This is a genomic window from Pseudoalteromonas nigrifaciens, from assembly GCF_002221505.1.
Classification (GTDB): Bacteria; Pseudomonadota; Gammaproteobacteria; order Enterobacterales; family Alteromonadaceae; genus Pseudoalteromonas; species Pseudoalteromonas nigrifaciens.
The window spans coordinates 1,101,190-1,125,262 of the sequence record NZ_CP011036.1 but is presented as its reverse complement, the minus strand read 5'-3'; the positions used below and the strand labels follow the sequence as shown (position 1 = coordinate 1,125,262).

Annotated in this window: 26 protein-coding genes; 5 read left to right on the top strand and 21 right to left on the bottom strand. The window is 39.4% G+C overall.

Annotated elements, in window-relative coordinates; all coding sequences use genetic code 11:
* The first annotated feature begins 123 nt into the window (after positions 1-123).
* Genes ybeD through lipA form a run of 3 tightly spaced genes read left to right on the top strand, consistent with a single transcriptional unit; the run spans position 124 to position 2,037 of the window.
* Positions 124-402, top strand: a complete 279-nt coding sequence (gene ybeD / locus PNIG_RS05345) for a DUF493 family protein YbeD (RefSeq protein ID WP_011327710.1) — start codon at positions 124-126, stop codon at positions 400-402.
* Between the two features lie 19 nt (positions 403-421).
* Positions 422-1,075, top strand: a complete 654-nt coding sequence (gene lipB / locus PNIG_RS05340) for a lipoyl(octanoyl) transferase LipB (RefSeq protein ID WP_011327709.1) — start codon at positions 422-424, stop codon at positions 1,073-1,075.
* Positions 1,072-2,037, top strand: a complete 966-nt coding sequence (gene lipA / locus PNIG_RS05335; protein ID WP_011327708.1) for a lipoyl synthase — start codon at positions 1,072-1,074, stop codon at positions 2,035-2,037. The genes lipB and lipA overlap by 4 nt, the downstream gene beginning before the upstream one ends.
* A 101-nt stretch (positions 2,038-2,138) precedes the next feature.
* Here the strand turns inward: lipA and PNIG_RS05330 are convergent, their stop codons facing one another.
* Together PNIG_RS05330 and PNIG_RS05325 are read right to left on the bottom strand one after the other, a co-directional pair.
* Positions 2,139-2,858, bottom strand: coding sequence for a hypothetical protein (locus tag PNIG_RS05330; RefSeq protein ID WP_089367966.1), 720 nt, complete (start codon positions 2,856-2,858; stop codon positions 2,139-2,141).
* A 134-nt stretch (positions 2,859-2,992) separates the two neighbouring features.
* Positions 2,993-3,271: a YdcF family protein gene (locus PNIG_RS05325; protein ID WP_089367965.1), complete on the bottom strand. Its 279-nt coding sequence runs from the start codon at positions 3,269-3,271 to the stop codon at positions 2,993-2,995.
* Between the two features lie 300 nt (positions 3,272-3,571).
* Here PNIG_RS05325 and PNIG_RS05315 point away from each other — a divergent pair, with 300 nt between their 5' ends.
* Positions 3,572-3,811 carry an RNA recognition motif domain-containing protein gene (locus PNIG_RS05315; RefSeq protein ID WP_011327707.1) on the top strand — a complete coding sequence of 80 codons (240 nt, stop codon included), beginning with the start codon at positions 3,572-3,574 and terminating at the stop codon, positions 3,809-3,811.
* A gap of 795 nt (positions 3,812-4,606) precedes the next feature.
* Positions 4,607-6,220 carry a M28 family metallopeptidase gene (locus tag PNIG_RS05310; RefSeq protein ID WP_089367964.1) on the top strand — a complete coding sequence of 538 codons (1,614 nt, stop codon included), beginning with the start codon at positions 4,607-4,609 and terminating at the stop codon, positions 6,218-6,220.
* 87 nt (positions 6,221-6,307) lie between these two features.
* Here the strand turns inward: PNIG_RS05310 and PNIG_RS05305 are convergent, their stop codons facing one another.
* From PNIG_RS05305 to rbfA, 19 genes are all read right to left on the bottom strand, one after another.
* A complete protein-coding gene (locus PNIG_RS05305; RefSeq protein WP_011327705.1) occupies positions 6,308-6,523 on the bottom strand; it encodes an EF-hand domain-containing protein in 216 nt (71 codons plus the stop codon).
* 96 nt (positions 6,524-6,619) lie between these two features.
* Entirely contained in the window at positions 6,620-6,832 is a 213-nt protein-coding gene (locus PNIG_RS05300; RefSeq protein ID WP_011327704.1) for an EF-hand domain-containing protein, read from the bottom strand.
* 149 nt (positions 6,833-6,981) lie between these two features.
* Positions 6,982-7,194, bottom strand: a complete 213-nt coding sequence (locus PNIG_RS05295) for an EF-hand domain-containing protein (RefSeq protein WP_011327703.1) — start codon at positions 7,192-7,194, stop codon at positions 6,982-6,984.
* 554 nt (positions 7,195-7,748) lie between these two features.
* Positions 7,749-7,964: a TIGR02450 family Trp-rich protein gene (locus tag PNIG_RS05290; protein ID WP_011327702.1), complete on the bottom strand. Its 216-nt coding sequence runs from the start codon at positions 7,962-7,964 to the stop codon at positions 7,749-7,751.
* A 72-nt stretch (positions 7,965-8,036) separates the two neighbouring features.
* Positions 8,037-8,390, bottom strand: a complete 354-nt coding sequence (locus PNIG_RS05285; protein WP_011327701.1) for a cupredoxin domain-containing protein — start codon at positions 8,388-8,390, stop codon at positions 8,037-8,039.
* 30 nt (positions 8,391-8,420) lie between these two features.
* Positions 8,421-10,667 (bottom strand): heavy metal translocating P-type ATPase, encoded by a 2,247-nt coding sequence (locus PNIG_RS05280; RefSeq protein WP_089367963.1) that lies wholly within the window; start codon positions 10,665-10,667, stop codon positions 8,421-8,423.
* Positions 10,667-11,101 (bottom strand): MerR family transcriptional regulator, encoded by a 435-nt coding sequence (locus PNIG_RS05275; RefSeq protein WP_011327699.1) that lies wholly within the window; start codon positions 11,099-11,101, stop codon positions 10,667-10,669. The genes PNIG_RS05280 and PNIG_RS05275 overlap by 1 nt, the downstream gene beginning before the upstream one ends.
* Positions 11,102-11,285: 184 nt before the next feature.
* Positions 11,286-11,615, bottom strand: a complete 330-nt coding sequence (locus PNIG_RS05270; RefSeq protein ID WP_011327698.1) for a Na+/H+ antiporter subunit G — start codon at positions 11,613-11,615, stop codon at positions 11,286-11,288.
* Between the two features lie 9 nt (positions 11,616-11,624).
* Positions 11,625-11,894: a K+/H+ antiporter subunit F gene (locus PNIG_RS05265; RefSeq protein WP_011327697.1), complete on the bottom strand. Its 270-nt coding sequence runs from the start codon at positions 11,892-11,894 to the stop codon at positions 11,625-11,627.
* Complete coding sequence (locus PNIG_RS05260; RefSeq protein WP_011327696.1) at positions 11,888-12,424, bottom strand: Na+/H+ antiporter subunit E; 537 nt, start codon at positions 12,422-12,424, stop codon at positions 11,888-11,890. The genes PNIG_RS05265 and PNIG_RS05260 overlap by 7 nt, the downstream gene beginning before the upstream one ends.
* Positions 12,424-13,941, bottom strand: a complete 1,518-nt coding sequence (locus tag PNIG_RS05255) for a monovalent cation/H+ antiporter subunit D (protein ID WP_011327695.1) — start codon at positions 13,939-13,941, stop codon at positions 12,424-12,426. The genes PNIG_RS05260 and PNIG_RS05255 overlap by 1 nt, the downstream gene beginning before the upstream one ends.
* Positions 13,938-14,285 carry a Na+/H+ antiporter subunit C gene (locus PNIG_RS05250; RefSeq protein ID WP_011327694.1) on the bottom strand — a complete coding sequence of 116 codons (348 nt, stop codon included), beginning with the start codon at positions 14,283-14,285 and terminating at the stop codon, positions 13,938-13,940. The genes PNIG_RS05255 and PNIG_RS05250 overlap by 4 nt, the downstream gene beginning before the upstream one ends.
* A complete protein-coding gene (locus PNIG_RS05245) occupies positions 14,285-17,077 on the bottom strand; it encodes a monovalent cation/H+ antiporter subunit A (RefSeq protein WP_011327693.1) in 2,793 nt (930 codons plus the stop codon). The genes PNIG_RS05250 and PNIG_RS05245 overlap by 1 nt, the downstream gene beginning before the upstream one ends.
* Before the next feature lie 256 nt (positions 17,078-17,333).
* Entirely contained in the window at positions 17,334-18,509 is a 1,176-nt protein-coding gene (locus tag PNIG_RS05240) for a hypothetical protein (RefSeq protein WP_086998332.1), read from the bottom strand.
* Positions 18,493-19,371, bottom strand: coding sequence for a lipoprotein NlpI (nlpI, locus tag PNIG_RS05235; RefSeq protein ID WP_011327691.1), 879 nt, complete (start codon positions 19,369-19,371; stop codon positions 18,493-18,495). Before nlpI ends, PNIG_RS05240 begins: the two co-directional genes overlap by 17 nt.
* 254 nt (positions 19,372-19,625) lie before the next feature.
* Positions 19,626-21,752 (bottom strand): polyribonucleotide nucleotidyltransferase, encoded by a 2,127-nt coding sequence (gene pnp, locus PNIG_RS05230; protein WP_011327690.1) that lies wholly within the window; start codon positions 21,750-21,752, stop codon positions 19,626-19,628.
* A 350-nt stretch (positions 21,753-22,102) separates the two neighbouring features.
* Positions 22,103-22,372: a 30S ribosomal protein S15 gene (gene rpsO / locus PNIG_RS05225; protein WP_011327689.1), complete on the bottom strand. Its 270-nt coding sequence runs from the start codon at positions 22,370-22,372 to the stop codon at positions 22,103-22,105.
* 154 nt (positions 22,373-22,526) lie between these two features.
* Positions 22,527-23,486 (bottom strand): tRNA pseudouridine(55) synthase TruB, encoded by a 960-nt coding sequence (gene truB / locus PNIG_RS05220; protein WP_089367962.1) that lies wholly within the window; start codon positions 23,484-23,486, stop codon positions 22,527-22,529.
* Positions 23,470-23,970 (bottom strand): 30S ribosome-binding factor RbfA, encoded by a 501-nt coding sequence (rbfA, locus tag PNIG_RS05215; RefSeq protein ID WP_011327687.1) that lies wholly within the window; start codon positions 23,968-23,970, stop codon positions 23,470-23,472. The genes truB and rbfA overlap by 17 nt, the downstream gene beginning before the upstream one ends.
* Between the last annotated feature and the right edge of the window lie 103 nt (positions 23,971-24,073).

The window sequence follows — 24,073 nt, the reverse complement described above, 5'->3', positions numbered from 1 at the left end:
GTAACTTTTTTGGCACAGCCAAACAAGCTTAACTCAGATTGCCATTAGCCCAATAGTATTAAGCTTAGGGTTTGCCACTTAGCAAAATTAAGCCAACACTTTTTTGTATGAGGAGTCACTGTCGTGGTTCAACCAGTTAAAGATACTAAATTTGATGAGTATTTAGAGTTCCCTTGCCCGTTTACATTTAAAATAATGGGTTTAGCCAATGTAAACTTAACGGATCAAATTTTAGCTAAGTTACAAGTTATTGCACCTGGCGACTATGCCCCAAAAGTAAAACCAAGTAGCAAAGGTAATTACGAATCAGTTTCGCTTGTTGCAACCGTTACTAGTGGCGCTCATATTGAAGAAATTTATAACGTGATCAGTAATCTAGATGACGTACGCCACATGCTTTAAGCCATAATTGAGATTTGTTGTGAAAGAAAACACCTTAATCGTGCGCCAACTTGGCCGCCAGCGTTACTTGCCAATTTGGCAGAAAATGCAAGACTTCACCGATACCCGCGACGACGATAGCGCGGATGAAATTTGGTTAGTAGAGCACGAAAGTGTATTTACTCAAGGCCAAGCAGGTAAAGACGAGCACTTACTCGCACCCGGCGATATAGAAGTGATTAAAGTTGATCGCGGTGGGCAAGTAACCTACCACGGCCCCGGCCAGCAAATGATGTATGTACTATTTAACTTACGTCGTTTAAAAATTGGTGTACGCGAATTAGTTACTTGGCTAGAGGAGTGTATTATTGAATCCCTCGCCGAGTACGACATTCAAGCATACGCCAAAGCCGATGCGCCCGGTGTTTACGTTAACGACAGTAAAATAGCCTCTTTGGGTTTACGCGTTCGTCGTGGTTGCTCGTTTCATGGCTTAGCATTAAATGTTAACATGGACCTAAGTCCATTTTTACGCATTAACCCATGTGGTTATGCAGGCATGAATATGGTGCAAACTAAAGAATTAAAGGGTCCTCAAAACCTAGAAACAGCAGGTGCAGGACTGGTAAAACACATGATTAAAAAGCTTAATGCAACACAGGTTAAGCATACTGAAGGGTTTGAAAACGAATGAATAAACCAGTCAAGATGGAACCAGGTGTAAAACTACGCGACGCAGCAAAAATGGCGTTGATCCCCGTAAAAGTTTTACCAACAGAAAAAAACGAAATGTTACGCAAGCCAGAGTGGCTAAAAATTCGCTTACCTAAATCAACAGAGCGTATTGAGGGCATTAAACAGGCGATGCGTAAGCATGGGCTGCACTCGGTATGCGAAGAGGCTTCGTGCCCTAACCTATCTGAATGCTTTAACCACGGTACAGCTACCTTTATGATTTTAGGTGCAATTTGTACTCGTCGTTGCCCATTTTGTGATGTTGCCCATGGTCGTCCATTAACACCTGATGCAACTGAGCCTGAAAAACTAGCGCTTACAATTAAAGACATGAAGCTAAGCTATGTGGTTATTACCTCGGTAGATCGTGATGATTTACGTGATGGCGGCGCGCAGCATTTTGCCGATTGTATTCGCGAAATTCGCAAGCACAGCCCAAATATTACTATTGAGATTTTAGTACCCGATTTTCGTGGCCGTATGGACCGCGCACTCGAAATACTAATCGAAACCCCACCAGATGTGTTTAACCATAACCTAGAAACTGCGCCGCGTTTATATAAGCTTGCGCGTCCAGGGGCTGATTACAAATGGTCACTTGAGCTACTGCGTCGCTTTAAAGAAGCGCACCCAGAGATTAAAACTAAGTCTGGTTTAATGGTTGGTTTAGGTGAAGAAATTAGCGAAATAGAAGAAGTACTTCGCGACTTACGTGCCCATAACGTTGATATGCTTACAGTAGGCCAATACTTACAGCCTTCTAAGCACCACTTACCAGTAAAACGTTACGTGCCACCTGCTGAGTTTGATGCACTAAAAGCCTACGCTGATGAAATTGGCTTTACTCATGCAGCCTCTGGCCCATTTGTGCGCTCTAGCTACCATGCTGACCAACAAGCGGCAGGTAAAGAAGTAAAATAAGTCGTTTTTATAAATTAAGCAAGCCGTTAGTGATCAATAGTCATTAACGGCTTTTTTGTTGCAGTTTATTACCCATAAGTAATAAGGATAATTGAATTATTTTAATTTTTAATTGCTTTTCTTCTAAGCTGAAATGAAATATTATCGTTTAACTCGAGCCAACTAAAGTCCTTATTCCAAGCCTGCTTAAAGCTTTCTTCGCCTTGCGAATTATCCAGGATTTCTTTTAAGTCAAATATTTTGGAGAAATTATCTTCGTTTACGTCGTAACTTGACCACCCCCTAACTCCCAAGTCAATATGCCCTAGAAAGCTCGATTTAAACTCGTTAGCTGCGGCCACAAAATCCCCGTTGCCATTTAATTTTTCAGATATAAGACTTTTCTCTTTATCACTAATTGAACCTGTAACTTCTAGCTCACCTAATTGACTGATTGATATACCCCAATCTTTATTCGCTAATGATGGTTGTCCAGCCGCTATTTCAGTCATAATATTGTCATACTGAGTAAACATTTTTTCAACCGAGTTAGAAACTTCACCACCCGGCATATAAAGATTAACAGTAGCTATTCGAATATTATTTAACGCTTTTTCTTCTGCTTCCCTTGTTGATACAACATTATTTGTTATTATGTTCATTGACTTATTATAAGTCGGCTCTGGCTCTTTAGGCTGATCTTTATAATATATATCCTTAGCTAGTCGCTCCATTTCACTATTTAATTGCTCTTTACCATTTGCAGGTTTATTAACTTTTACTTCTGAACCGTTCGATATAAACTGCGATGCTAAATTAGTATCATTTGAATTAACTTTCATATCATTTTCCTTGTTCGTTATTACTAGCTATCGGCAGGTTACTATCTTACTTTAGTTGCTTGTATGGCCAGTGTTGGTAACTTAGGTAAAATAAACTGCCGAATATTTTCCTCCTCTCTAATCATTACTACATATTAATGGCCATACAACTGCGATAATTTAATACCTGGTAATGGTGCCTTAGTACTGACTAAAGTTAGATTTAATGTTGGTAGAACATGGTTAAATATATAATGCGCACGCTGCATATGAAACTCCGAGCTGAACAAAATTGCATGGCTGATATTAGCACTCGCTAAAATAGGTTTAGCCAGTAGAGCATTCTCAAAGGTAAAGCGGCTTAATGGAATATCTAAAAATACAACTGTAGGTATTCCAAGCTCAATAAAATAATTATTTAGTGTATCGTTCATGCGCGCAATCAGTGGTATTAAAATGCACGCCAAAACCTCCTGTGCATAATATTTTAGCCTTGGGATTATGCAAATATGCTTGATATGACTGAGCGCATCGGATTTTCGCTATTACTGATAAACGGCTGTCACTACTGTTGGGCGCACCTAAAACTATAATTACCGCATTCATTTAGTCGTCCTTCACCACAAAACGAAGCTATTAAGTTTAAACTATTTTTACTGATCGCAATTTATCGTTAGGTCAATCGGCTTTTACTTGAGACAATCGCGGTAGTTATTTTTAAAACATGGTTCATTATGAAACTATTAGTTCGCAACTTATCTCGTGCTACTTCTGAGCACGACCTTCGTACTTTATTTGCAGAGCACGGTAAAGTGACTACCTGTAACTTAGTACTTGATAAAGAAACTGGCCAATCTAAAGGTTTTGCCTTTGTTGAAATGCCAAACGACATAGAAGTTAAAGGTGCAATTAAAGCCCTTAACCAAGCAACTGTTGATAAAAGCAAAATCCGCGTTAAATTGGCAGATGCTTAATTAGTTAGCCGCGGCTATTATTGCCCTTAATATTATAAACACAGATGTGTTTTATTATTAGGGCAGTATTAATTTAGCCTACATTTATAACACTGCCACAACTAATTTTTGCTCCTTGCTCCCCCTCCTAAGTTCTAAGTTCTAAGTTCTAAGTTCTAAGTTCTAAGTTCTAAGTTCTAAGTTCTAAGTTCTAAGTTCTAAGTTCTAAGTTCTAAGTTCTAAGTTCTAAGTTCTAAGTTCTAAGTTCTAAGTTCTAAGTTCTAAGTTCTAAGTTCTAAGTTCTAAGTTCTAAGTTCTAAGTTCTAAGTTCTAAGTTCTAAGTTCTAAGTTCTAAGTTCTAAGTTCTAAGTTCTAAGTTCTAAGTTCTAAGTTCTAAGTTCTAAGTTCTAAGTTCTAAGTTCTAAGTTCTAAGTTCTAAGTTCTAAGTTCTAAGTTCTAAGTTCTAAGTTCTAAGTTCTAAGTTCTAAGTTCTAAGTTCTAAGTTCTAAGTTCTAAGTTCTAAGTTCTAAGTTCTAAGTTCTAAGTTCTAAGTTCTAAGTTCTAAGTTCTAAGTTCTAAGTTCTAAGTTCTAAGTTCTAAGTTCTAAGTTCTAAGTTCTAAGTTCTAAGTTCTAAGTTCTAAGTTCTAAGTTCTAAGTTCTAAGTTCTAAGTTCTAAGTTCTAAGTTCTAAGTTCTAAGTTCTAAGTTCAATATTGTGCAACAGCTAAAACTTAAGTCTATAAAATTATATCCTGTATAGACACTTTAAAGTTCGCTGTATATAGTCGAGCTATGTATTACCTACCCTCAGTTATTATGACAATTATAAAAACAACCAGCCTTTTTTTATTTCTAACGCTCATAGGTTGCTCAGAGCAAGCCGCAGACACAACTAAACTTGAGAATTCCCAAGCACTTAGTATTAATAATATTAAGCAGCACATTAAAACACTCGCCTCAGACGAATTTGAAGGTCGTGGCCCCCTTACAGCCGGTGAAGTAAAAACGATTGGTTATTTAACTAAGCAATACCAAGCGTTTGGTTTAAGCGGTGCTTATAACGATAAGTACTTACAACCGGTGAAAATGGCAAAAGTAACTGCTGATCAAAATATGCAATTAACTATTGGTGAGCTCACTTTTAGTGCAGGTAAAGACTTTACTGCCCGTACCGAGCAGCTACAAAGCGTTATTGATGTGCGTAATTCTGACGTGGTATATGTAGGCTATGGTATTAATGCACCAGAATATAACTGGAACGATTATAAAAATCTTGATGTAACAGGCAAAACCGTGGTGGTGTTAGTTAACGATCCTGGCTTTGCAACTCAAGACGACAGCCTGTTTACCGGTAATGCTATGACCTACTACGGTCGTTGGACTTACAAGTACGAAGAAGCGGCTCGTCAAGGTGCTGCTGCCGTTCTTATAGTGCACGAAACTGCACCAGCAGCTTACCCGTGGAGCGTAGTAGAGAGCTCAAATACGGGTACTAAATATACGCTAATTGATGACACCAACAACACCTCAAAACTTCCCGTTATGGGATGGTTACACCTTGAGGCTACCGAGCGCTTATTTAATGCTGCAAACCTTAACTATCAGCAATTAAAACAACAGGCTTTAAATGCTGACTTTAAAGCGCTGCCGCTTAATGTAAAAGCCAACCTGGCTTTTAAAAATGAAGTATCGCATGCAAAATCGCATAACGTAGTAGCACAACTTACCGGTAGCGAGCTGCCAGACGAATACGTTGTAATTAGTGCGCATTGGGATCACTTTGGCACTAAACAAACAGATAGCGGGCCTAAAATTTATAATGGTGCGGTAGATAACGCATCAGGTACAGCCGCCACGCTCGAAATTGCCAGAGTAATGAGTAAAATACATCAACAAACGCCATTTAAACGCTCGATCATTTTTGCCAATTTTACCGCAGAAGAAACTGGCCTAATTGGCTCAGAAGAATTTGCATCTGGTGCGGTGATCCCAACTAAACAAATGGTTGGCTTATTAAATATTGATGGCATGAACGTACTTGACGCTACTGACTATGTTTTACAGTATGGTAAAGGGCTTTCTGAAATGGAAGATTACTTAGCCAAGGCCGCTAAGGCACAAGGTCGAACGGTAAAAATGGATCCTCGCCCGCAAAATGGTTTATTTTTTCGCTCTGATCACTTTTCGCTTTCTAAGCAAGGTGTGCCCAGTTTATTATTTATGAGCCTTGGTGATACCGACCCTGATTACATTACTCATAAGTACCACAAAGAAGCCGATGATTACTCTACCGACTGGTCGCTTGGTGGTGTAGAGCAAGATAGCCAACTGATCATTAATATAGCCACACAACTGGCTAACAGCAACGATTGGCCAAAGTGGAAAGCAGAGTCTGACTTTAAAACAAAACGTGAGCAAGATAAGCGCTAGCAATTGCGTTTTAAACACACATAAAAAAGCAGCCAATTGGCTGCTTTTTAGTACGTATTATCATTATTTAGTTAGAAATGGGTAGCATTATTGAACTGCTGCAAACTCTTCTTTAGAAAGTTCACCATTACCATCTGCATCTAATTCATCAAATATTTGTGCAAGCTGCGGGTTTGCCTGCGCTTCTGTTTGGCTAATAACGCCGTCGCCATCTGTATCAAATGAGTCGAAGTCTACTGCTGCAAATGCCGCTGAAGATGATGCTAGTGCGATTAGTGCTAATGTCTTATGTAATGTTTTCATTGTGTTATCCTTAAGCTTAAAGCCTGTTTAATAAAAAATAATAAAGTGAAAAATCCTTTTCAAAAATCCATATTCTGTAAATTAATGTGCTGAAAATTAATACTCAGCAAATTCTTCTTTAGAAAGCTCACCGTTGCCATCAACGTCAAGCTCTGCAAATTGCTCCATTAACTCAGCGGCAACCGACGCTTCGGCTTGGCTAATTGTGCCACTGCTATCTACATCAAGTGTTTCAAAGTCGGTGCCTGCAAATACTGCAGATGAAGACGCTAATGCCATTAAAACCAGTGTTGATTGTAACTTTTTCATAATTTAATCCTTCAAGTCTATGTAATATAAATGTATTAACTTTCCCGTGAACACTTGAATTTCCTTATTATTCTTTATCAAAGGCTCCCTTGCCTATTTAGGTTGTCTTTGGCAACTCAGAATATTAATTGTGTTGTAGGGCTTAAGGCTTATGCCTTAGAAAATTCTTCTTTAGATAACTCACCATTTTGGTCAGTATCAAGCTCAGTAAATTTACTCATAAGCTCTGCATCTACCGACGCTTCTGCTTGGCTAATTGCACCATTACCATCTACATCGAGTGTGTCAAAATCTGTTGCTGCAAAAGCCGCTGATGAAGAAGCTAAAGCCATTAGTACCAGTGTTGATTTAAATGTTTTCATAATGTAATTCCTTCATTGGGTTATGATTTAAGCTGTTTAACTTTAATCTTGTTTTGCTCAATACAGCTTAGGTATTACAACTTCGGTGCCATGTTTTTAAATCACAATAAAAACAGTTACTTATACTTATTTAAGCCGTTTGAGGGTGTTTTATAATGATTTTTTGTTGCTTTTTAGCAACAGCTGTTTGATGTTAAATAATTAAAGCTTAAAAATCATAAGGTTAACTTTAATAAAAAAGACACAACACAGCGCAAATAAGCCACTACTGGCTGCTTTAAGTTGATTTTGTAATAAACCCACCATGAACAATTTACTTTTTATAAATTATTAAATAAAAAATAAACAATAAGGCATTGAAATTTAATAGCTTTTTATAATTTATTTTATTAATTCAGCATTTATGAAGTGTTTTAAAGTAAATGATACTTTTTGTCGCCATTTGGCGAATGCAGTGCACATTAGGATGTGATTAACAGTGAATTGAAACAAAAAACCGCTACATAATCTTAATGCAGCGGCTTTATTATTTTTACGAGAAGTGGAATTAGTTGTTATTTCCAGCCTTGTAACCAATTTTGTGCGTTTTTTAAATCTCGCCAACTAATTGGGTATTGGCTTTTTGAAATTATTGCCTCAGTAACGCACGCAATCACGTTGCTATCCTCATCGTACTCAACCTCTATAATAATAAAGTGTTTTTCTTTATTGATTGCAGGTACTGCAGTCCACTTACTATTAAGTAGCTTTTTAGGGTTTAGTTTATTCATAAAATTGCAAAGTCCAACCAAGCTGTAAATATGATAAGCCAATACGCGCTAACAATACGTTTAGCTCAACTATTACTGCACTATTAGCTTACCTTTATACATTTGCATTTGGCAGTGAAAGTCGTACTCACCTACTTTAAGCTCGGGTATTTTTAAGGTATTAGCATCGCCCATTACGAGGGTTTTACTTATATCAAGCTGTGGAAATATGACTGTTTCGCTACATGGTGCACTATCTTGGCGATCGAAGTTAAGTGTTAACTCTTTACCTGCAACAACTTTAATTTGCGCCGGCTGGTATATACCGTTATCAACCACTATAACTACCTTATTGTCGTTACTTTGCACTTGCTTTGGCTTAAAAAGCCAAAACCAGTACACAATCGCAATTATGAGTAATGCGCCTAATATATTAATCATCAACATAATTATTACTCCTAAATTAAAGGCTTTGGCTTATGATTTTGCTGGTTTAAAAAAGCGTAATCTATTGGCGTTACTAACAACCGTTAGCGATGATAGTGCCATAGCAGCCCCTGCTACTACTGGGTTAAGCAATAATCCAAAAAATGGATATAACAACCCAGCAGCAATTGGAATACCCGCCACATTATAAATAAAGGCACCAAATAGATTTTGCTTAATATTTAAAATGGTCGCGCTACTTACTGCAATTGCATCTGCAAGGCCGTGTAACGATCCGCGCATTAGGGTTATGTCGCCACTTTCTATGGCTATATCAGTGCCTGTGCCAATCGCAAAGCCAACATCGGCTTGTGCTAGTGCCGGTGCATCGTTAATGCCATCGCCCGTCATACCCACTATTTCGCCCTTTGCTTGGCGTTTTATAACTTCATTTACTTTGTCGTCAGGGAGTACTTCTGCAATAAAGTCCTTTATTCCTACTTTTTTAGCAACTGCTTGCGCTGTTGCTTGGTTATCACCTGTGAGCATGACTAAGTGAATGCCTTTATTTTGCAACCGCTTAATTGCTGCAGCTGAGTCTGCTTTAATAGGATCTGCTACAGCAATAATAGCCTGTAGCTGTTGATTAACTGCAAAATACATTGGGGTTTTTGCTTCACTTGCCAATGTTTGTGCCTGCTCGTACGCATCGTCAATTGCAACATGGTATTTATCCATTAAGGCCTTATTACCAAACAACAGCGTTTGTCCATCAAGTGTCCCTATTACTCCTTTACCGGTAAGTGCATCAAAGTCAGTTACTTTACTCAGCGTTAAGTTTAGCGCTTTAGCATAACTTATTATGGCCTCGGCTAATGGATGCTCTGAACTACTCTCTAGGCTAGCAACGTGCTGCATTACTGTGTTTTCATCGCTGTTATTAAAGGTAATAACATCGGTTACCGTTGGCGATCCTTGGGTAATGGTGCCAGTTTTATCTAAAATCATGGTGGTAATTTTAGAAGTTACTTGTAGTGCCTCACCGTTGCGGATCAGTATTCCCGACTCAGCAGCTTTACCTATGCCCACCATTACCGACATTGGCGTTGCTAAACCAAGCGCACACGGACAAGCAATAATAAGCACTGTAGTGACAGCAACTACCGCATAAGCAATTGCTGGCTCAGGGCCAAAGTTTAACCAGGCAAGCCCAGCAAGTATTGCTATTATCATTACCGTGGGAACAAAAATACCCGAAATAACATCTGCTAAACGACCAATTGACGGCTTTGAGTTTTGTGCCCGCTTTACCATATTAATAATATTGGCGAGTGTTGTTTCGCTGCCTATATGGGTCGCTTTGAATAATAATGTTCCGGTTTTATTAATACTACCAGCGACTACCGTATCGCCTATTTGTTTAGTAACCGGCATAGGTTCACCCGTTAGCATTGATTCGTCAACACTACTACTGCCTTCAAGCACTTCGCCATCTACTGATATTTTTTCGCCCGGGCGCACTCGTACCTGATCATTTTTTACTACGTCGCTAATATCAATATCGCGCTCTTGCCCGTCGCGAATAACACGTGCTGTTTTTGGTTGCAGCCCTATTAAACGCTTTATAGCCTCAGAGGTGCGCCCGCGTGCTTTTACTTCTAATGCTAGGCCTAAGCTTATTAAACCAATGATCATTGCTGAGGCTTCAAAGTACACATGCCTTGCCACCTCTGGTAGTAGGTTAGGGGTAATAACGACTACCATAGAATATAACCAAGCAGTACCGGTTCCCAGCGCTATAAGCGTATCCATATTGGCGGCATGGTTTTTAAATGCTTGCCATGCGCCATTGTAAAATTGCTTACCGGCTACGGCCATCACTGCCAACGTGGCTAAACCCACAATAAACCAAGCTATACGTTGAGTCGTGGTTATTACGTTCATATCGAAAATAAGCCCATAAAGCATTAATGGTGCACCTACGCCTAACGCTAATATCATATTGCGCATTAATTTTTTATAATGCGCGTCATCGGCTTTGGCTTTTTCATCGAGCGCATCTTGCTCTGAGTCATTACTCATGGGCTTTGCTTTATAGCCAATGTTTTCTACCGCTGCAATAAGCGCCGCTTCATCCGCTTGCCCTTCCACTTGTACGGTGCGTTGTGCAAAGTTCATTTCTACTCGCTGTGCACCCGATACTGTTTTTAGCGCTTTTTCTATTTTTGCTACGCAGCTGCCACAATTAGCCCCTTCAATAATAAAGTTTTGTGAGCTGCTGTTAATATTATTACTCATTACGCCTCCGGGTTATTTTTTTCAGTGCTAATGGGGTCAACAAATGACTCTATTAAACTACATATATCAGCGCTAGTTGCGCCATCGGGAGAACTTTGCCACTGCTTAACTGCCGCTTGCATTCGTGTGCGCAGCTTAAGTGTTTCTTGAAAAAGAGCTTCGGTTTCGGCTAAGCGTTTAACTATTAGTTTTCGTGTTAATGGGCATGGGCAGTTTCCTTGCTCCGACTCAGTAATAATGTGCTGAATATCTTTAACAGAAAAGCCCAACTGACGAGCATTGATTATAAACTTTAAACGCTGTTGATCAGTTTTTGTATATTCTTGATAACCGTTACTTACACTACGGACTGGTTTGAGCAACTGCATTCGCGTGTAATGGCGAATAGTGTCGGGTGTAACGCTCATTTTATTGGCAAGTTGTTTAACGTACATAGCTCCTCCGTGATAATTCATAGTTTAAAGCTAAATTCATACCTGTAGTGTAAACCTATGTGTCACACATAGGTCAACTTAAATACTTTAAAAACAACAAAGCCGAATAAATTAACTTTATCCGGCTTTATTGTAGTTAAATATATCTAGGGTAGTTACACGCTAAATGCATTTATAAATAATATTAATCTTCAATATTATCAAGCCCTTTGGTGCCATCTTTTGGTTTGAGCTTATGATGAATGGCTGCTTTAATTAACATATACCCACTAATCGGTGCGGTAATTAATAAAAATATAGTAATAAGTACTTCTTTAACACTCACGCCATGTTCGGTATTTGCAAAGTACACCATAGCGGCAGTTAAAATGTTCGCCATACCTAGGGTAGTTGCTTTAGTTGGGCCATGTAAGCGCATAAAAAAATCAGGCAGTTTAACTAAGCCTATTGAGCCAATTAAAATAAACACGCCACCTAGTAATAATAATATTGATACTATCCATTCACTGATCATTGCTATACCTTATTCGATTATATCGCCGCGAAGTAAATACTTACATAATGCTACTGTGCTTATAAAGCCAAGCATTGCAATTAATAAAGCCGCTTCAAAGTACAACCCCGTGCTCATACTTATACTGTATAAAATAATCAGCGCAATCACGTTTATATACATAGTATCGAGCGCTAAAATACGATCGGGAACCGATGGACCAATTACCAAACGCCATAAATTTAATAGTAGCGCTAATCCAATCATGCTAAATACAATTAATAATACGGTTTCTAACATTGAAATATCTCCTTTAAGGGAGCCTCATAACGCTCTTTTATTTGTTTAATAAGTGCTTGCTCGTCTTTAAGATCAAGTACATGAATAAGCAAATAACGCTGTTTTGGTTGCTCACCTTTATTAAGTGATTCTAAAATAGGATATACCTCAGCGCTCACAGTGCCAGGTGTGAGTGACACGCAGCTTGCCAAAATAGTAATCGGCATTTCATGGGTTAAATCTACGGGTACTTTAACAAATGCTGGGCGCATGTTTTTACTTGGCCCAAGTATTAATACAGCCACTTGTAAGTTGGCCACTATTATATCGTACAGTACAATAAAAACTTGTTTAAAGGCTAATCCGGGCCTTAAAATTAATGGCTGAGGATCGCGAAACGATATAGTAAATAACGGAATAACAATCGCAAATATAGCCGCTAATACCAAGTGCCCTGCAGACACACTATTATTTAATAACAGCCATACTATAAATAAAAATACACTACGAAATGGCGTAGGTAACAATCTAAAACGTGCTTTTAGTCGCATTAAACACCTCCTTTAAGCACGGCATTAATACCACCACTTATGTCGTGTAATTGGGTTGCGGCCTTTATGGTGTACTCACTAATAGCACCACCAAAAACAACTAGCATTACTGAGCAAATAAGTAACCCCACAATAGCAATTACTTGCAATGGATGCGCGTTTGGTGCGTCATTTGGCTCACTACCTGTGTACTTACCTTCCCAAAACAAACTAGTTCCGGCGCGTGCTAGTGCAATAATTAACACTAAACTGGTAATTAAGTAAGCAGGCCAAAATACAAGTGCATTTTCACTATTGAGTGTTGTTTTTAAAATCCAAATTTTGCCTACAAAGCCTGAAAATGGCGGCATGCCTATTACAGTTAATGCTGCAATAATAAATAACGTACCTAATAAAAACGGCTGTTTTACCACTCTACCTGCTACCAATCTGTCGCCAACTTTACCGCGTTGAATAGAAATTATATCGGCGAGTAAAAATAAAGCAGCACATACCAAAGTTGAGTGTACTAAATAATATAGCAAGGCCGCCGTAGCGTTTATGTTTTGTAACGACACTAAAGCCACCAAAGTACCCACCGACACCAGTACTAAATTGGCAGTGATCTTACGTAAATCCTGAGCGGCTAATACCCCTATGGCCCCTACAACTATCGTTGCAATTGCTAAGCCCCATAACCAAGTTTGCGCCATGTGTTCAAGTTCGCCAGCTTGCTCACCAAACATAACGGTATAAACGCGTAGCATGGCGTACACACCAACTTTGGTCATAATCGCAAATAGCGCAGCAACAACTGGGGCGGCACTTGAATAGGTATTTGGTAACCATAAATGTAGTGGCAACAACGCACTTTTTAAAGCAAATACTACTAATAACAATAGTCCACCGGCTTTAGCTAAATAAACATCGTCGCCAGTAAGTAAAGATATTTTTTGCGCCATATCGGCAATATTTAGCGTGCCTAGTACACCGTATAAAATACCTAAACCAATTAAAAACGCACTCGAACCTACTAAGTTTAAAATAACATAGTGCAATGCAGCTTTAGTTTTTTGCTTGCCACCACCGTGCATAAGCAAGGCATAAGAGGCAATAAGCAGCACTTCAAAAAATACAAATACGTTAAATAAATCGCCAGTTAAAAATGCACCATTTACACCTAAAATTAAAAAGTGAATTAGTGGATGAAAAAAACTGCCGTGTTCATCATCGCCTGCACATCCGTACAGCACAACCATTACGCCTAAAAATGAAGTAAGTGTTACCAACAAGCTAGAGAGCATATCTGCAACAAGTACAATACCAAATGGTGCTGACCAGTTACCTATTGCGTATACGTTAATACCTTCGTTGTGTACGGTTATCAGTAATAAAACACTCACTACAAATGTAATAATGGCCATTACGCCTGAAGCCAAACGACGGGCAAATAAGTTTTTACCACACGGTGGTAATAGTAAAATAATAGCTGCTAGCATAGGCAGCAATACAGGAAGCGATGTTAAATGCTGAATCATTTTTTCACCTTGTACTTACTTTTAACAAGGTGACCATCAACATGGTCATTACCTAAATCTGCACGGCCACGTATTGCTAATATAACCACAAAGGCGGTCATTGCAAAACCAATTACAATGGCTGTTAACACTAAAGCTTGCGGCAGTGGATCGGCGTAATCTGCACCTGTACCTAATACAACAGCTTTATTTGTGGTTAGTCGACCCGATGAAAATAAAAACAAGTTAACTGCGTAAGAAATCATAGTTAGACCAAGCACAACCGGAAAAGTACGTGCTCTTAGCAGTAAAAACACACCGCAACTAATTAATACACCCACGCACGACGCGTATAATAACTCCATTAAACATCACCTTCTTTTTGCTCTGCACTTGTGGTCATATCACCTAAGCTTGCTAATATCATCAATGTGGCACCCACTACGGTTAAGTACACACCAAGGTCAAATACAATGGCACTTGCTAACTCTGTTTTACCAATAAATGGAATGTCAAAATAGTCAAACCACGTGGTTAAAAATGGCTTATCAAAAAACCAGCTACCCACACCCGTGAACATAGCAATAGCGATACCCGAGGCAATAATTTTTCGGTAATTAACATCAAAGCGCTCACTGATCCAAGTAGAGCCATGTGCCATATACTGCAAAATAAAGGCAATAGAAGTAACAAGCCCGGCAATGAAGCCGCCGCCAGGTAAATTATGACCACGTAAGAAAATATACGCCGACACTAACAGTGCAAGCGGGAGTAAGCTTTGCGAAATACTGGCTAATAAAATAGGGTGGCGCTCGCGTGCCCATGAACGGCCATCACTGTCGGTTGCAGGCATAAACAATGGAATTCGCGATAAAAGCTTAAAAATCCCTAGTGCTGCAATACCTAATACAGTAATTTCGCCAAGCGTATCAAAGCCCCTAAAATCAACTAAAATAACGTTAACTACATTGGTACCGCCACCACCGGTTTTGGCATTGGCAATAAAAAAGTCAGAAATAGAATCAAGCGGACGAGTAAGCAAAGCGTAACAAATACTGGCTATAACCACGCCCACTGTCGAGGCAATACTTAAATCACGTAATATACGCAATGAGCTTGATTCTCTTGGGGTGCTTTGCGGTAAGAAAAACAATGCCAACATAAGTAGTATTATTGTTGCCACTTCTACCGTTAATTGCGTTAAGGCTAAGTCTGGTGCCGAAAAGCGGGTAAACACCACAGCTACCATTAATCCCACAATAGATACCATTAACAAAGCGACCATACGCGATCTATGGCTTATCACTGTGGCAATGGCACCTACAATTAACAAGCTAGCACCTATGCCGTTGTGTAAATCAACCGGTGTATTTGGCACACTTCCCGCTAATTTTTGCATTTCGAATAACGGCCAACCAGCAGCTAATAAAATAACGCCCAGCATAATAAATACATAGCGTTGCAGTGAGCCATTTTCTGTTTTGTTTATTTTATCTTGGCTCCAATCAATAACGCATTGTACTAAATGATCAAACATTTTTTTAGCGTTTAGCGGCGGTAACGACGCTTGAAATTGAAACAGGTGTTTACGGTTAACATAAATAAATAAGCCGCCAGCAACTGCCATGGCACTCATTAATAACGGTAAATTAAAGCCATGCCAAATGCTCAGCTGATACTCTGGCATTGCTTTGCCCAGTACTGCTAATGAGGCTGCCGATAAAATACCATCAACTACAAAGTGCGGAAACATGCCAACAAGTAAACACAACACCACTAATATTTCGATGGGTACGCGCATATAACGAGGCGGCTCGTGTGGCGTACGCGGTAAATCTATTGGGTCGCCATTAAAAAATACATCGTGGATAAAGCGCGCCGAATAAGCCACGGCAAATGCCCCCGCAATGGTTGCTAAAACCGGGATTAACCACGACATAGAGCCAAGTACTTGCTGATGCAGTGTTTCGGCAAAAAACATTTCTTTTGAAATAAAGCCATTAAGCAAAGGGACACCCGCCATTGCTGCAGCGGCAACCATAGCAAGCGTTGCTGTGTAGGGCATAAAGCGCCACATACCATTGAGTTTACGCATATCGCGCGTACCTGTTTCATGGTCAATAATACCAGTGGCCATAAACAGTGACGCTTTAAAGGTGGCGTGATTAATAATATGAAAAATAGCGGCAACAGTAGCAAGTTCGGTATCTAGGCCAAGCAATAGCGTAATTAAACCTAAATGACTTATAGTTGAATATGCTAATAAACCTTTTAAATCATGCTTAAATAAAGCCACGTATGCGCCAAATAACAAAGTAATTAAACCTGTTAAGGCAACTAATATAAACCACATTTCGGTGCCCGCTAAGGCCGGATAAAAACGCGCTAACAAAAAGATACCCGCTTTAACCATGGTCGCCGAATGTAAATAGGCGCTCACAGGTGTTGGCGCTGCCATGGCATGAGGTAGCCAAAAATGAAACGGAAATTGGGCCGATTTAGTAAATGCACCTAATAACACTAAAACCAGTGCAAGCTCATATAGATCGTGCGATTGAATAATTGCTCTGCTGGCTAAAATTATGTCTAGGTTATAACTGCCAACAATGTCGCCAATTATCAGTAACCCACCAAGCAGCGCTAAACCACCGGCTCCGGTAACTGTAAGCGCCATACGTGCGCCCTTGCGCGCCTCTGACTTATGCCACCAATAACTAATTAATAAAAACGAACTTATACTGGTTAATTCCCAAAACACCCATAGCTGAATAACATTATTAGACATAACAATGCCAAGCATTGCTGTCATAAATAACATTAAGTAGCTATATAGCTTTGCCATTGAGTCGTTATTACTTAAATAATAACGAGAATATAAAATAACCAATAAGCCTATGCCCAAAATCATAAATATAAACAGTAAACTTAGACCGTCTAAGCGCAGGGAGAAATCGAGCCCTAAACTTGGGATCCAAGCAGCACTAAAGCGAATAGTTTCACCGGCAAGTACCGCAGGCGCATGATATAGAGTTATGCAAAGTGCGATTAATGGTGCAAGCATAGTTAAGCTTGTCGCTTGGTTTCGCGTTAGTTTGCCTGTAAATGCAGAAATAACACTGCCAATTAAGGATAGCAGGGGTATCCAGAGCAAAGTCATAGTAAAGGACCTTTTAAAATCATAAATTTATCAATACGCTATTCGTTATAGTTAATTACCAAAGTGACTTGGGCATTAGCTTTTGTGGTCTGCTTTTTTAACAGCATTAATACGTATAGTTATACTGATAAACGCCGTTTTTGTCTATAGAAAGCGCCTCTAGCTGCATAATTATCAAGCAAATTTATATATAAATTAATGCAACAATATCAACTATGTTCGCTTTTCATACGCCTTAGAGCAAAGACTTTAAAATTTAGCGTGGCGTTATTGAGCGTTCCATGAAGGAGTTAAAACGAGGAAACACTGTAAAATGGGTATTTATGTGTGCTTGCCACAACGCTCTGTATTGCGCTGAGAGAGCTAACTGCTGATATTGCATAATAGACCAAGCTTCACTGGGCTTATAAGCCACGGCCCCTTGCTGGCAGCTCTGGCTTTTATACCAACCTACTGGTGGGGTAGCTTCGCTATTTGCTAAAAACAAATTAGGTGCCACAAAACCACTTTGTGCACACAGCCAAGCTTGCTTCGTTTTTGGTAGCGCGTATTCATCCTCAAAACCATTAAAGTGCATTAACTCATGTAAAAACACTTGGTAACCTGCTTTTGAATTTAATTGCATAATGCCACTGCGCACATTTGCACTTCCCTGCTTGGGCATCATTACTATAAAGTCAAAATCAGTAGGAAGCTGTTTTTTTAGCCTAGCGGTTTGCCAATCGCACTGCGCCATTTTATTTGCTGCACTACTACAATTAATAGCACCGCCAACATAAATCGGTTGCGATAAACAAAAAACCCCAGCACTGGGCTCAGGGCGCTTATTGTATTGCTTTATAAGTTTAGCGAGCTTATATAACCCGCTACGGTGATCGCTCATCATTAACACGTTAAACAAACATTGTTCATCCGCTTTAACCTCTGAACTCAATGATAAAAAACCAAGGCGCTGCATAAACGCTGTGGGCAGGCTGCTATAAGGCTGAGTTGTTTGCAGTTTAAGATGATTTAATGCATCTCCCTCAGGCAATAACCCCTGCTTTGCCAATAATTTAAGATCGCCCCATTGAGATTGAGCTAATAACTCCATCGCTAATGCTTGGCGTTTTGACTCACTCATAGTATGGGTGTTTTTTTGCCAAAATAACTTTGCAGTATCGGTATGGTTATTTTTTAATAATTTAAGTGAATATCTATATTGCGCGGCAGGTATTTTATTTCGCGCTAATGAAGCGAGCGCAATATCAGGGAGTTGCTGTAAATGCAGAGAAAAATAATCAGGAAATAGCCAATAACTTTGTATTATATTGGCCTTGGCATTTAAAACTTGCCAAAAGCCAATACTGTTAGCATGATTACTCGAGCCACTAATTAATAGGCTACACAGTAATACTACCGCTAGTTTATAACGCTTAGCTTTCGTCAACACCTGTCATCAGCTCAAGTTCTAATCGCGCATATTTATATTCAATAAACTCATGCACGTTGGTAGCCAGTGCCAGCTTAAAATAATCAGCGGCTAAATTAATATTACCTGCTGCTTGATGCGATTTTGCCAAATAAAAGTAAGCCTCGCATAATCGCTGTGCGTATTCTTGCTCTGATTTAACCCCATCACTAATAACAGATAAAAAATCATGTTCGCTAATATCGCCCAGGTAAAGCGCAATTAACTGATACGCCCATTGCGATTCATCAAGTGCTTTAGCATTGGTTTTAAGCACACTAAGTGCTTTAACTTTATCATCCTGTGCTTGCGCTAAAAAAAGCCATAACACACGGTAAGGATCGTTTGGAGAGCGCGCTAAAAACTCATTAAAATCGTTTTGTGCAAGCTCTGCTCTGTCGCCATAGTACAGTGCAATACCACGATTTAAATACGCATATTCATGTTCTTCGTTAAGCTCAAGGGCTGAATCAAAAAGTTCATAGGCTTTTTCATACTGCTGCATTAAGGTATGTTGAATACCTAAAAAATTATACACCTCGGCTAAATCTGGTTTTAATTTAACAGCACGATTAAAGTCAATTCGCGACAACGTGGTCATGCCTAAACTGTCAAATAATACACCCCGATCATAATAAAGTTTTGCTTGTTGCTCAGGGCTTAGATCTACTCTATTTAGTAGCTCTGAATAACGTGCAATTGCAATTTCACTTCTAAAATCAGAGGCGAGAGGCGCAGTAAAAGGCACATTAACAATCGGCATTGACTCAGCTTTTGAAGTGCTTTGGCACGCGCTTAAAGACAAAATAGTAAAAGATGCCAAGGCTAAATGTTTGAGTGTCATTAAAATCCTTAATACCAAGGTAAGTAGCAAATAAATAAGACATGCGATGTCTAGTAAGGTTCATATTAACTGCGTTTAGCTAATAAATTATTTAACGCTTTAAAATAATGATATCCATTCAACTTAAGCGCTTAAAATAATTAACTTTAAATTCAATTGCTATAAGCAGTTAGTTTCATTAAAGCATAAAAAAAGGGGCTAAACAGCCCCTTTTTATGTTATCCAGTAAATATAACCGGATTAAGTATTAGCAATTATGCGTCAGTTGGCGCATCAGCTGCAGGTGCTGCAGATTCCATTGCTTCTTTAATACTTAGACGTACACGGCCTTGGCGGTCTACTTCTAGTACTTTAACTTTAACTTCTTGACCTTCAGAAAGGTGATCAGTCACGTTATTAACACGCTCAGTACTAATTTGCGAAATATGTACTAGACCATCTTTACCAGGAAGAATATTTACAAACGCACCAAAATCAACAATACGTACAACTTTACCTTCGTAAATAGTACCTACTTCAAGCTCAGCAGTTAATTGCTCAATGCGGCTAATTGCATTTGCTGCGCTTTCGCCGTCAGTTGCTGCAATTTTGATTGTGCCATCATCACCGATTTCAATCGTTGTGCCAGTTTCTTCAGTAAGTTGACGAATTGTTGCGCCACCTTTACCAATAACTTCAGCGATTTTCTTCTGTGGGATCTTCATAGTATAAATACGTGGAGCAAACTGAGAAAGCTCTTCAGACGGTGCAGAAATTGCTTTGTCCATCACTTCTAAGATATGTAAACGTGCAGCTTTTGCTTGTTTAAGCGCAATTTGCATGATTTCTTGAGTGATACCTTCAATCTTAATGTCCATTTGTAGTGCTGTAATACCGCCAGCAGTACCCGCAACTTTAAAGTCCATGTCGCCTAAGTGATCTTCATCACCTAAGATGTCAGAAAGTACAACAAACTTATCGTCTTCTTTAACTAGACCCATTGCGATACCCGCAACAGACGCTTTAATTGGTACACCAGCATTCATAAGTGCAAGTGAAGTACCACACACAGAAGCCATTGAAGATGAACCGTTTGATTCAGTGATTTCAGATACTACACGGATTGAATATGGGAATTCAGTCAATGTTGGCATTACTGCTGCAATACCACGCTTAGCAAGGTTACCATGGCCGATTTCACGACGCTTAGGAGAACCAACAAAACCAGTTTCGCCTACACAAAAAGGAGGGAAGTTGTAGTTAAGCATAAAGTGGTTTTTATGCGTGCCAGTTAAATCGTCGATTAACTGTGAATCACGCTCTGTACCAAGTGTAGCTGTTACAAGTGCTTGAGTTTCGCCACGAGTAAAGATAGCAGAACCGTGAGTACGCGGTAATACGCCAGTCATTACGTCAAGTGCACGAATCATATCTGGTTCACGACCATCGATACGCTTTTCGCCAGCAGCGATACGGCCACGAACGATTTTCTTCTCAAGTGAACCGAAGATTTTACCAATTTCTTGCTTATCTAAAGACTCGCCTTCAGCAAGTTCGCTTGTTAATACAGCAACAACTTCATCTTTAGCTACGCCAAGTGCTTCTTTACGCGCTACTTTATCTGTAATGCGGTAAGCTTCGCCCACTTTATCAGCAGCAATAGACGCTACTTTTTCTTCAAGTGATACGTTTTTAGCTGGTGCAGTCCAATCCCAAGTAGGCTTGCCTGCTTCTGCTTTAAATTCTTTAATTGCTGTAATGATCGCTTGAGCTTGCTCATGGCCATAAACAACCGCACCTAGCATAATGTCTTCTGCAAGTACGTCTGCTTCTGACTCAACCATTAATACTGCGTTATCAGTACCAGCAACAACTAAGTCTAGCTTGCTTTCTTCTAGCTCTTTTAGTGTTGGGTTTAGTACGTATTCGCCGTCGATGTAACCAACGCGAGTAGCACCAATTGGACCACTGAACGGAATACCAGAGATAGCAAGTGCAGCTGAAGTACCAATTAACGCAACCATATCAGGTTGAATTTCAGGGTTAACAGAAACAACAGTAGCAATAACTTGTACTTCGTTTACAAAACCACTTGGGAAAAGTGGACGAATTGGACGGTCAATAAGACGTGCAATAAGTGTTTCGCCATCGTTAGGACGACCTTCGCGCTTTAAGAAACCACCAGGGATACGACCAGCAGCGTACATACGCTCTTGGTAGTTAACTGTTAGTGGGAAAAAGTCTTGGCCTGGTTGCGCTTCACGTTTACCAACAACAGTAACAAGTACTGAAGTGTCGCCAATGCTTGCAAGTACAGCGCCGTCTGCTTGACGAGCGATTGCACCAGTTTCTAGTGTCACTGTGTGTTGACCTAGTTGAAATTCTTTAATAATTGCTTGCACTTAAAATATTCCTTAAATGTTTTAAAATGTTTTTAAGTTGTCATCTAAGTACCAATTACAGTACATAATTGTATTTATTTTAAAATCAATTAAGTACTACAATTGGCGATGACGTAAATAAACGTAACTAAACCTTTTTAGCTACGCGCATAGTATATACCAAAGCGCCGTTAGAATGCGAGTCTAGCTATTAGATAAAAGCTAAGCCTTATGAAGGCTAAAAATGACGACCTTTGCTTACCTATTAAATGGAGGTTTTATTTTATAATTCAAGGTGTTTATAAAACGTCGTGCTGAATTTTAGGCACAAAAAAAGGAGCTAAAAAGCTCCTTTTTTGATAATCAAGTGCTTAGCGACGTAGGCCAAGTTCTTTGATTAACGCAGTATAACGCGTGATGTCTTTACCTTTAAGGTAATCAAGCAATTTACGACGTTGGCTAACTTTGCGAAGCAGACCACGACGTGAATGGAAGTCATGCTTGTGATCAGCAAAGTGACCTTGAAGCTTGTTGATATCAAAAGTAAGTAATGCTACTTGTACTTCAGGTGAACCAGTGTCGCCTTCAGCACGTGCGAATTTAGCAATGATATCGATTTTTTCTTGATTGCTTAGTGACATAATAACTCCAAAAATTAAATTTAAAAGGTGCTTTAGCCGATCACTAATTCAGCCAAAACGATTAAGCGGGCGTATTCTACCAATTGTACAAATAACTACAAGTTAATTATCCCATCAATATAAATAAGCTGCTGAAAATATTTAAAGCAACTATTTATTCGGGTTTTACATAATCATCTTGTTGGCTGGCCAAGCCACGTTTAACTTTTAAATGGCCGCTGGCATTACGCTCGCCTGTACCAATAAAAATACCGTCAGCTACAACCTTAATTACGCCTTCAGGCAAATCTATATCAAGGTCTATTGCTTGGCCGTGACTAAAAATACTGCCCTGCTCTTTACTTATCTCAACAACCGGTAAATCAACTAAAGCTGTATCGAGTGGCAATAACAACGCGTCTAAATAAGTAGAAGGTGCAACTTCTTCGTCTTTAGCTTTTGCTAATAACGCTTCAATTTCATCTAGCGACACCATTTTTTCTGCAGGATATTGACCAACCGCAGTGCGGTGCAGCATAATAACGTGTGCGCCACAACCTAGCTTTTCACCTAAGTCGTCAACAATAGTACGAATGTAGGTGCCTTTAGATACATGCGCCGTCATTTGTATTACGTTATTCACTTCATCAAATTCGTCAAACGTTAAGCTAAACACGTTTATTTTTCTGCATTTACGTGGTACTTCAATACCCTCGCGTGCATACTTATATAAAGGCCTACCTTGATACTTAAGCGCCGAGTACATTGACGGGTACTGATCTGACTCACCAACAAAAGCGGCAATTTCTTTAATCAGTTGTTCACGCGTTACATTTACATCTTTAGTGCTAACAATTTCACCATCAGAATCTGATGTCGTTGTTCTCTCGCCTAATTTAGCGCGTACCACATAGGTTTTGTCTGTATCGAGTAAAAACTGTGTAAACTTGGTTGCCTCACCAAAGCAAATAGGCAGCATACCGGTTGCCAATGGATCTAGCGCACCTGTGTGCCCCGCCTTTTGTGCAAAGTACACACCTTTTGTTTGCTGTAGTGCTTTATTTGATGAAATGCCAATTGGTTTGTTTAACAACAAAATACCGTCAACTGGACGGCCTTTACTGCGCTTTGCCATCTGTATTAGTGCCTTCTTCGCTATCTGTATCAATATCTACGTGCTTAGTCTCATCTTCGCTGTTAGTTACGTCATCTTCATGATCAGTGCTGTCTTCAACATCTGTTTCATCTGCAACATGTTTAGCGTTGTCTTCGCGAATAATGGAATCAACTAAGTTAGATATACGCATACCTTCCATTAGTGAGTTATCAACTAAAAACTTTAACTCAGGCATAATACGTGCACGAATACGCTTACCTAGTAACGAGCGGATATAACCGGTCGCTTCGTTAAGTACGTTTGCACTTTGCTTCGCTGCATTATCATCTTGCGTATTAAATACCGTAATGAATATTTTCGCATAAGATAAATCGCGCGATACTTCTACCGCTGACACTGTCACCATACCTAAGCGTGGATCTTTTATTTCGCGTTGTAAAATTACCGCAATTTCTTTTTGAATTTGCTGAGCAACACGATCTGTACGAGAAAATTCTCTCATTGCATTTGTCCTAAAATCATAACCTATTGGAATATAATAATAAGTTAATTAAATAATGGATACACAAATGGGGGCTAAGCCCCCATTTATTAGTCTAGCTAGC

Excerpts from the sequence above, each read along its gene's own strand:
- PNIG_RS05330 (WP_089367966.1), bottom strand. The coding sequence starts at position 2,858 with ATGAAAGTTAATTCAAATGATACTAATTTAGCATCGCAGTTTATATCG.
- PNIG_RS05255 (WP_011327695.1), bottom strand. The coding sequence starts at position 13,941 with ATGATTCAGCATTTAACATCGCTTCCTGTATTGCTGCCTATGCTAGCA.
- PNIG_RS05295 (WP_011327703.1), bottom strand. The coding sequence starts at position 7,194 with ATGAAAACATTTAAATCAACACTGGTACTAATGGCTTTAGCTTCTTCA.
- PNIG_RS05260 (WP_011327696.1), bottom strand. The coding sequence starts at position 12,424 with ATGCGACTAAAAGCACGTTTTAGATTGTTACCTACGCCATTTCGTAGT.
- PNIG_RS05280 (WP_089367963.1), bottom strand. The coding sequence starts at position 10,667 with ATGAGTAATAATATTAACAGCAGCTCACAAAACTTTATTATTGAAGGG.
- nlpI (WP_011327691.1), bottom strand. The coding sequence starts at position 19,371 with ATGACACTCAAACATTTAGCCTTGGCATCTTTTACTATTTTGTCTTTA.
- truB (WP_089367962.1), bottom strand. The coding sequence starts at position 23,486 with ATGGCAAAGCGCAGTAAAGGCCGTCCAGTTGACGGTATTTTGTTGTTA.
- PNIG_RS05310 (WP_089367964.1), top strand. The coding sequence starts at position 4,607 with ATGACAATTATAAAAACAACCAGCCTTTTTTTATTTCTAACGCTCATA.
- rbfA (WP_011327687.1), bottom strand. The coding sequence starts at position 23,970 with ATGAGAGAATTTTCTCGTACAGATCGTGTTGCTCAGCAAATTCAAAAA.
- PNIG_RS05270 (WP_011327698.1), bottom strand. The coding sequence starts at position 11,615 with ATGATCAGTGAATGGATAGTATCAATATTATTATTACTAGGTGGCGTG.
- rpsO (WP_011327689.1), bottom strand. The coding sequence starts at position 22,372 with ATGTCACTAAGCAATCAAGAAAAAATCGATATCATTGCTAAATTCGCA.
- PNIG_RS05290 (WP_011327702.1), bottom strand. The coding sequence starts at position 7,964 with ATGAATAAACTAAACCCTAAAAAGCTACTTAATAGTAAGTGGACTGCA.
- PNIG_RS05265 (WP_011327697.1), bottom strand. The coding sequence starts at position 11,894 with ATGTTAGAAACCGTATTATTAATTGTATTTAGCATGATTGGATTAGCG.
- PNIG_RS05315 (WP_011327707.1), top strand. The coding sequence starts at position 3,572 with ATGAAACTATTAGTTCGCAACTTATCTCGTGCTACTTCTGAGCACGAC.
- PNIG_RS05285 (WP_011327701.1), bottom strand. The coding sequence starts at position 8,390 with ATGTTGATGATTAATATATTAGGCGCATTACTCATAATTGCGATTGTG.
- PNIG_RS05300 (WP_011327704.1), bottom strand. The coding sequence starts at position 6,832 with ATGAAAAAGTTACAATCAACACTGGTTTTAATGGCATTAGCGTCTTCA.
- PNIG_RS05275 (WP_011327699.1), bottom strand. The coding sequence starts at position 11,101 with ATGTACGTTAAACAACTTGCCAATAAAATGAGCGTTACACCCGACACT.
- PNIG_RS05325 (WP_089367965.1), bottom strand. The coding sequence starts at position 3,271 with ATGAACGATACACTAAATAATTATTTTATTGAGCTTGGAATACCTACA.
- PNIG_RS05245 (WP_011327693.1), bottom strand. The coding sequence starts at position 17,077 with ATGACTTTGCTCTGGATACCCCTGCTATCCTTAATTGGCAGTGTTATT.
- PNIG_RS05305 (WP_011327705.1), bottom strand. The coding sequence starts at position 6,523 with ATGAAAACATTACATAAGACATTAGCACTAATCGCACTAGCATCATCT.
- PNIG_RS05250 (WP_011327694.1), bottom strand. The coding sequence starts at position 14,285 with ATGGAGTTATTATACGCGTCGTGCGTGGGTGTATTAATTAGTTGCGGT.
- lipA (WP_011327708.1), top strand. The coding sequence starts at position 1,072 with ATGAATAAACCAGTCAAGATGGAACCAGGTGTAAAACTACGCGACGCA.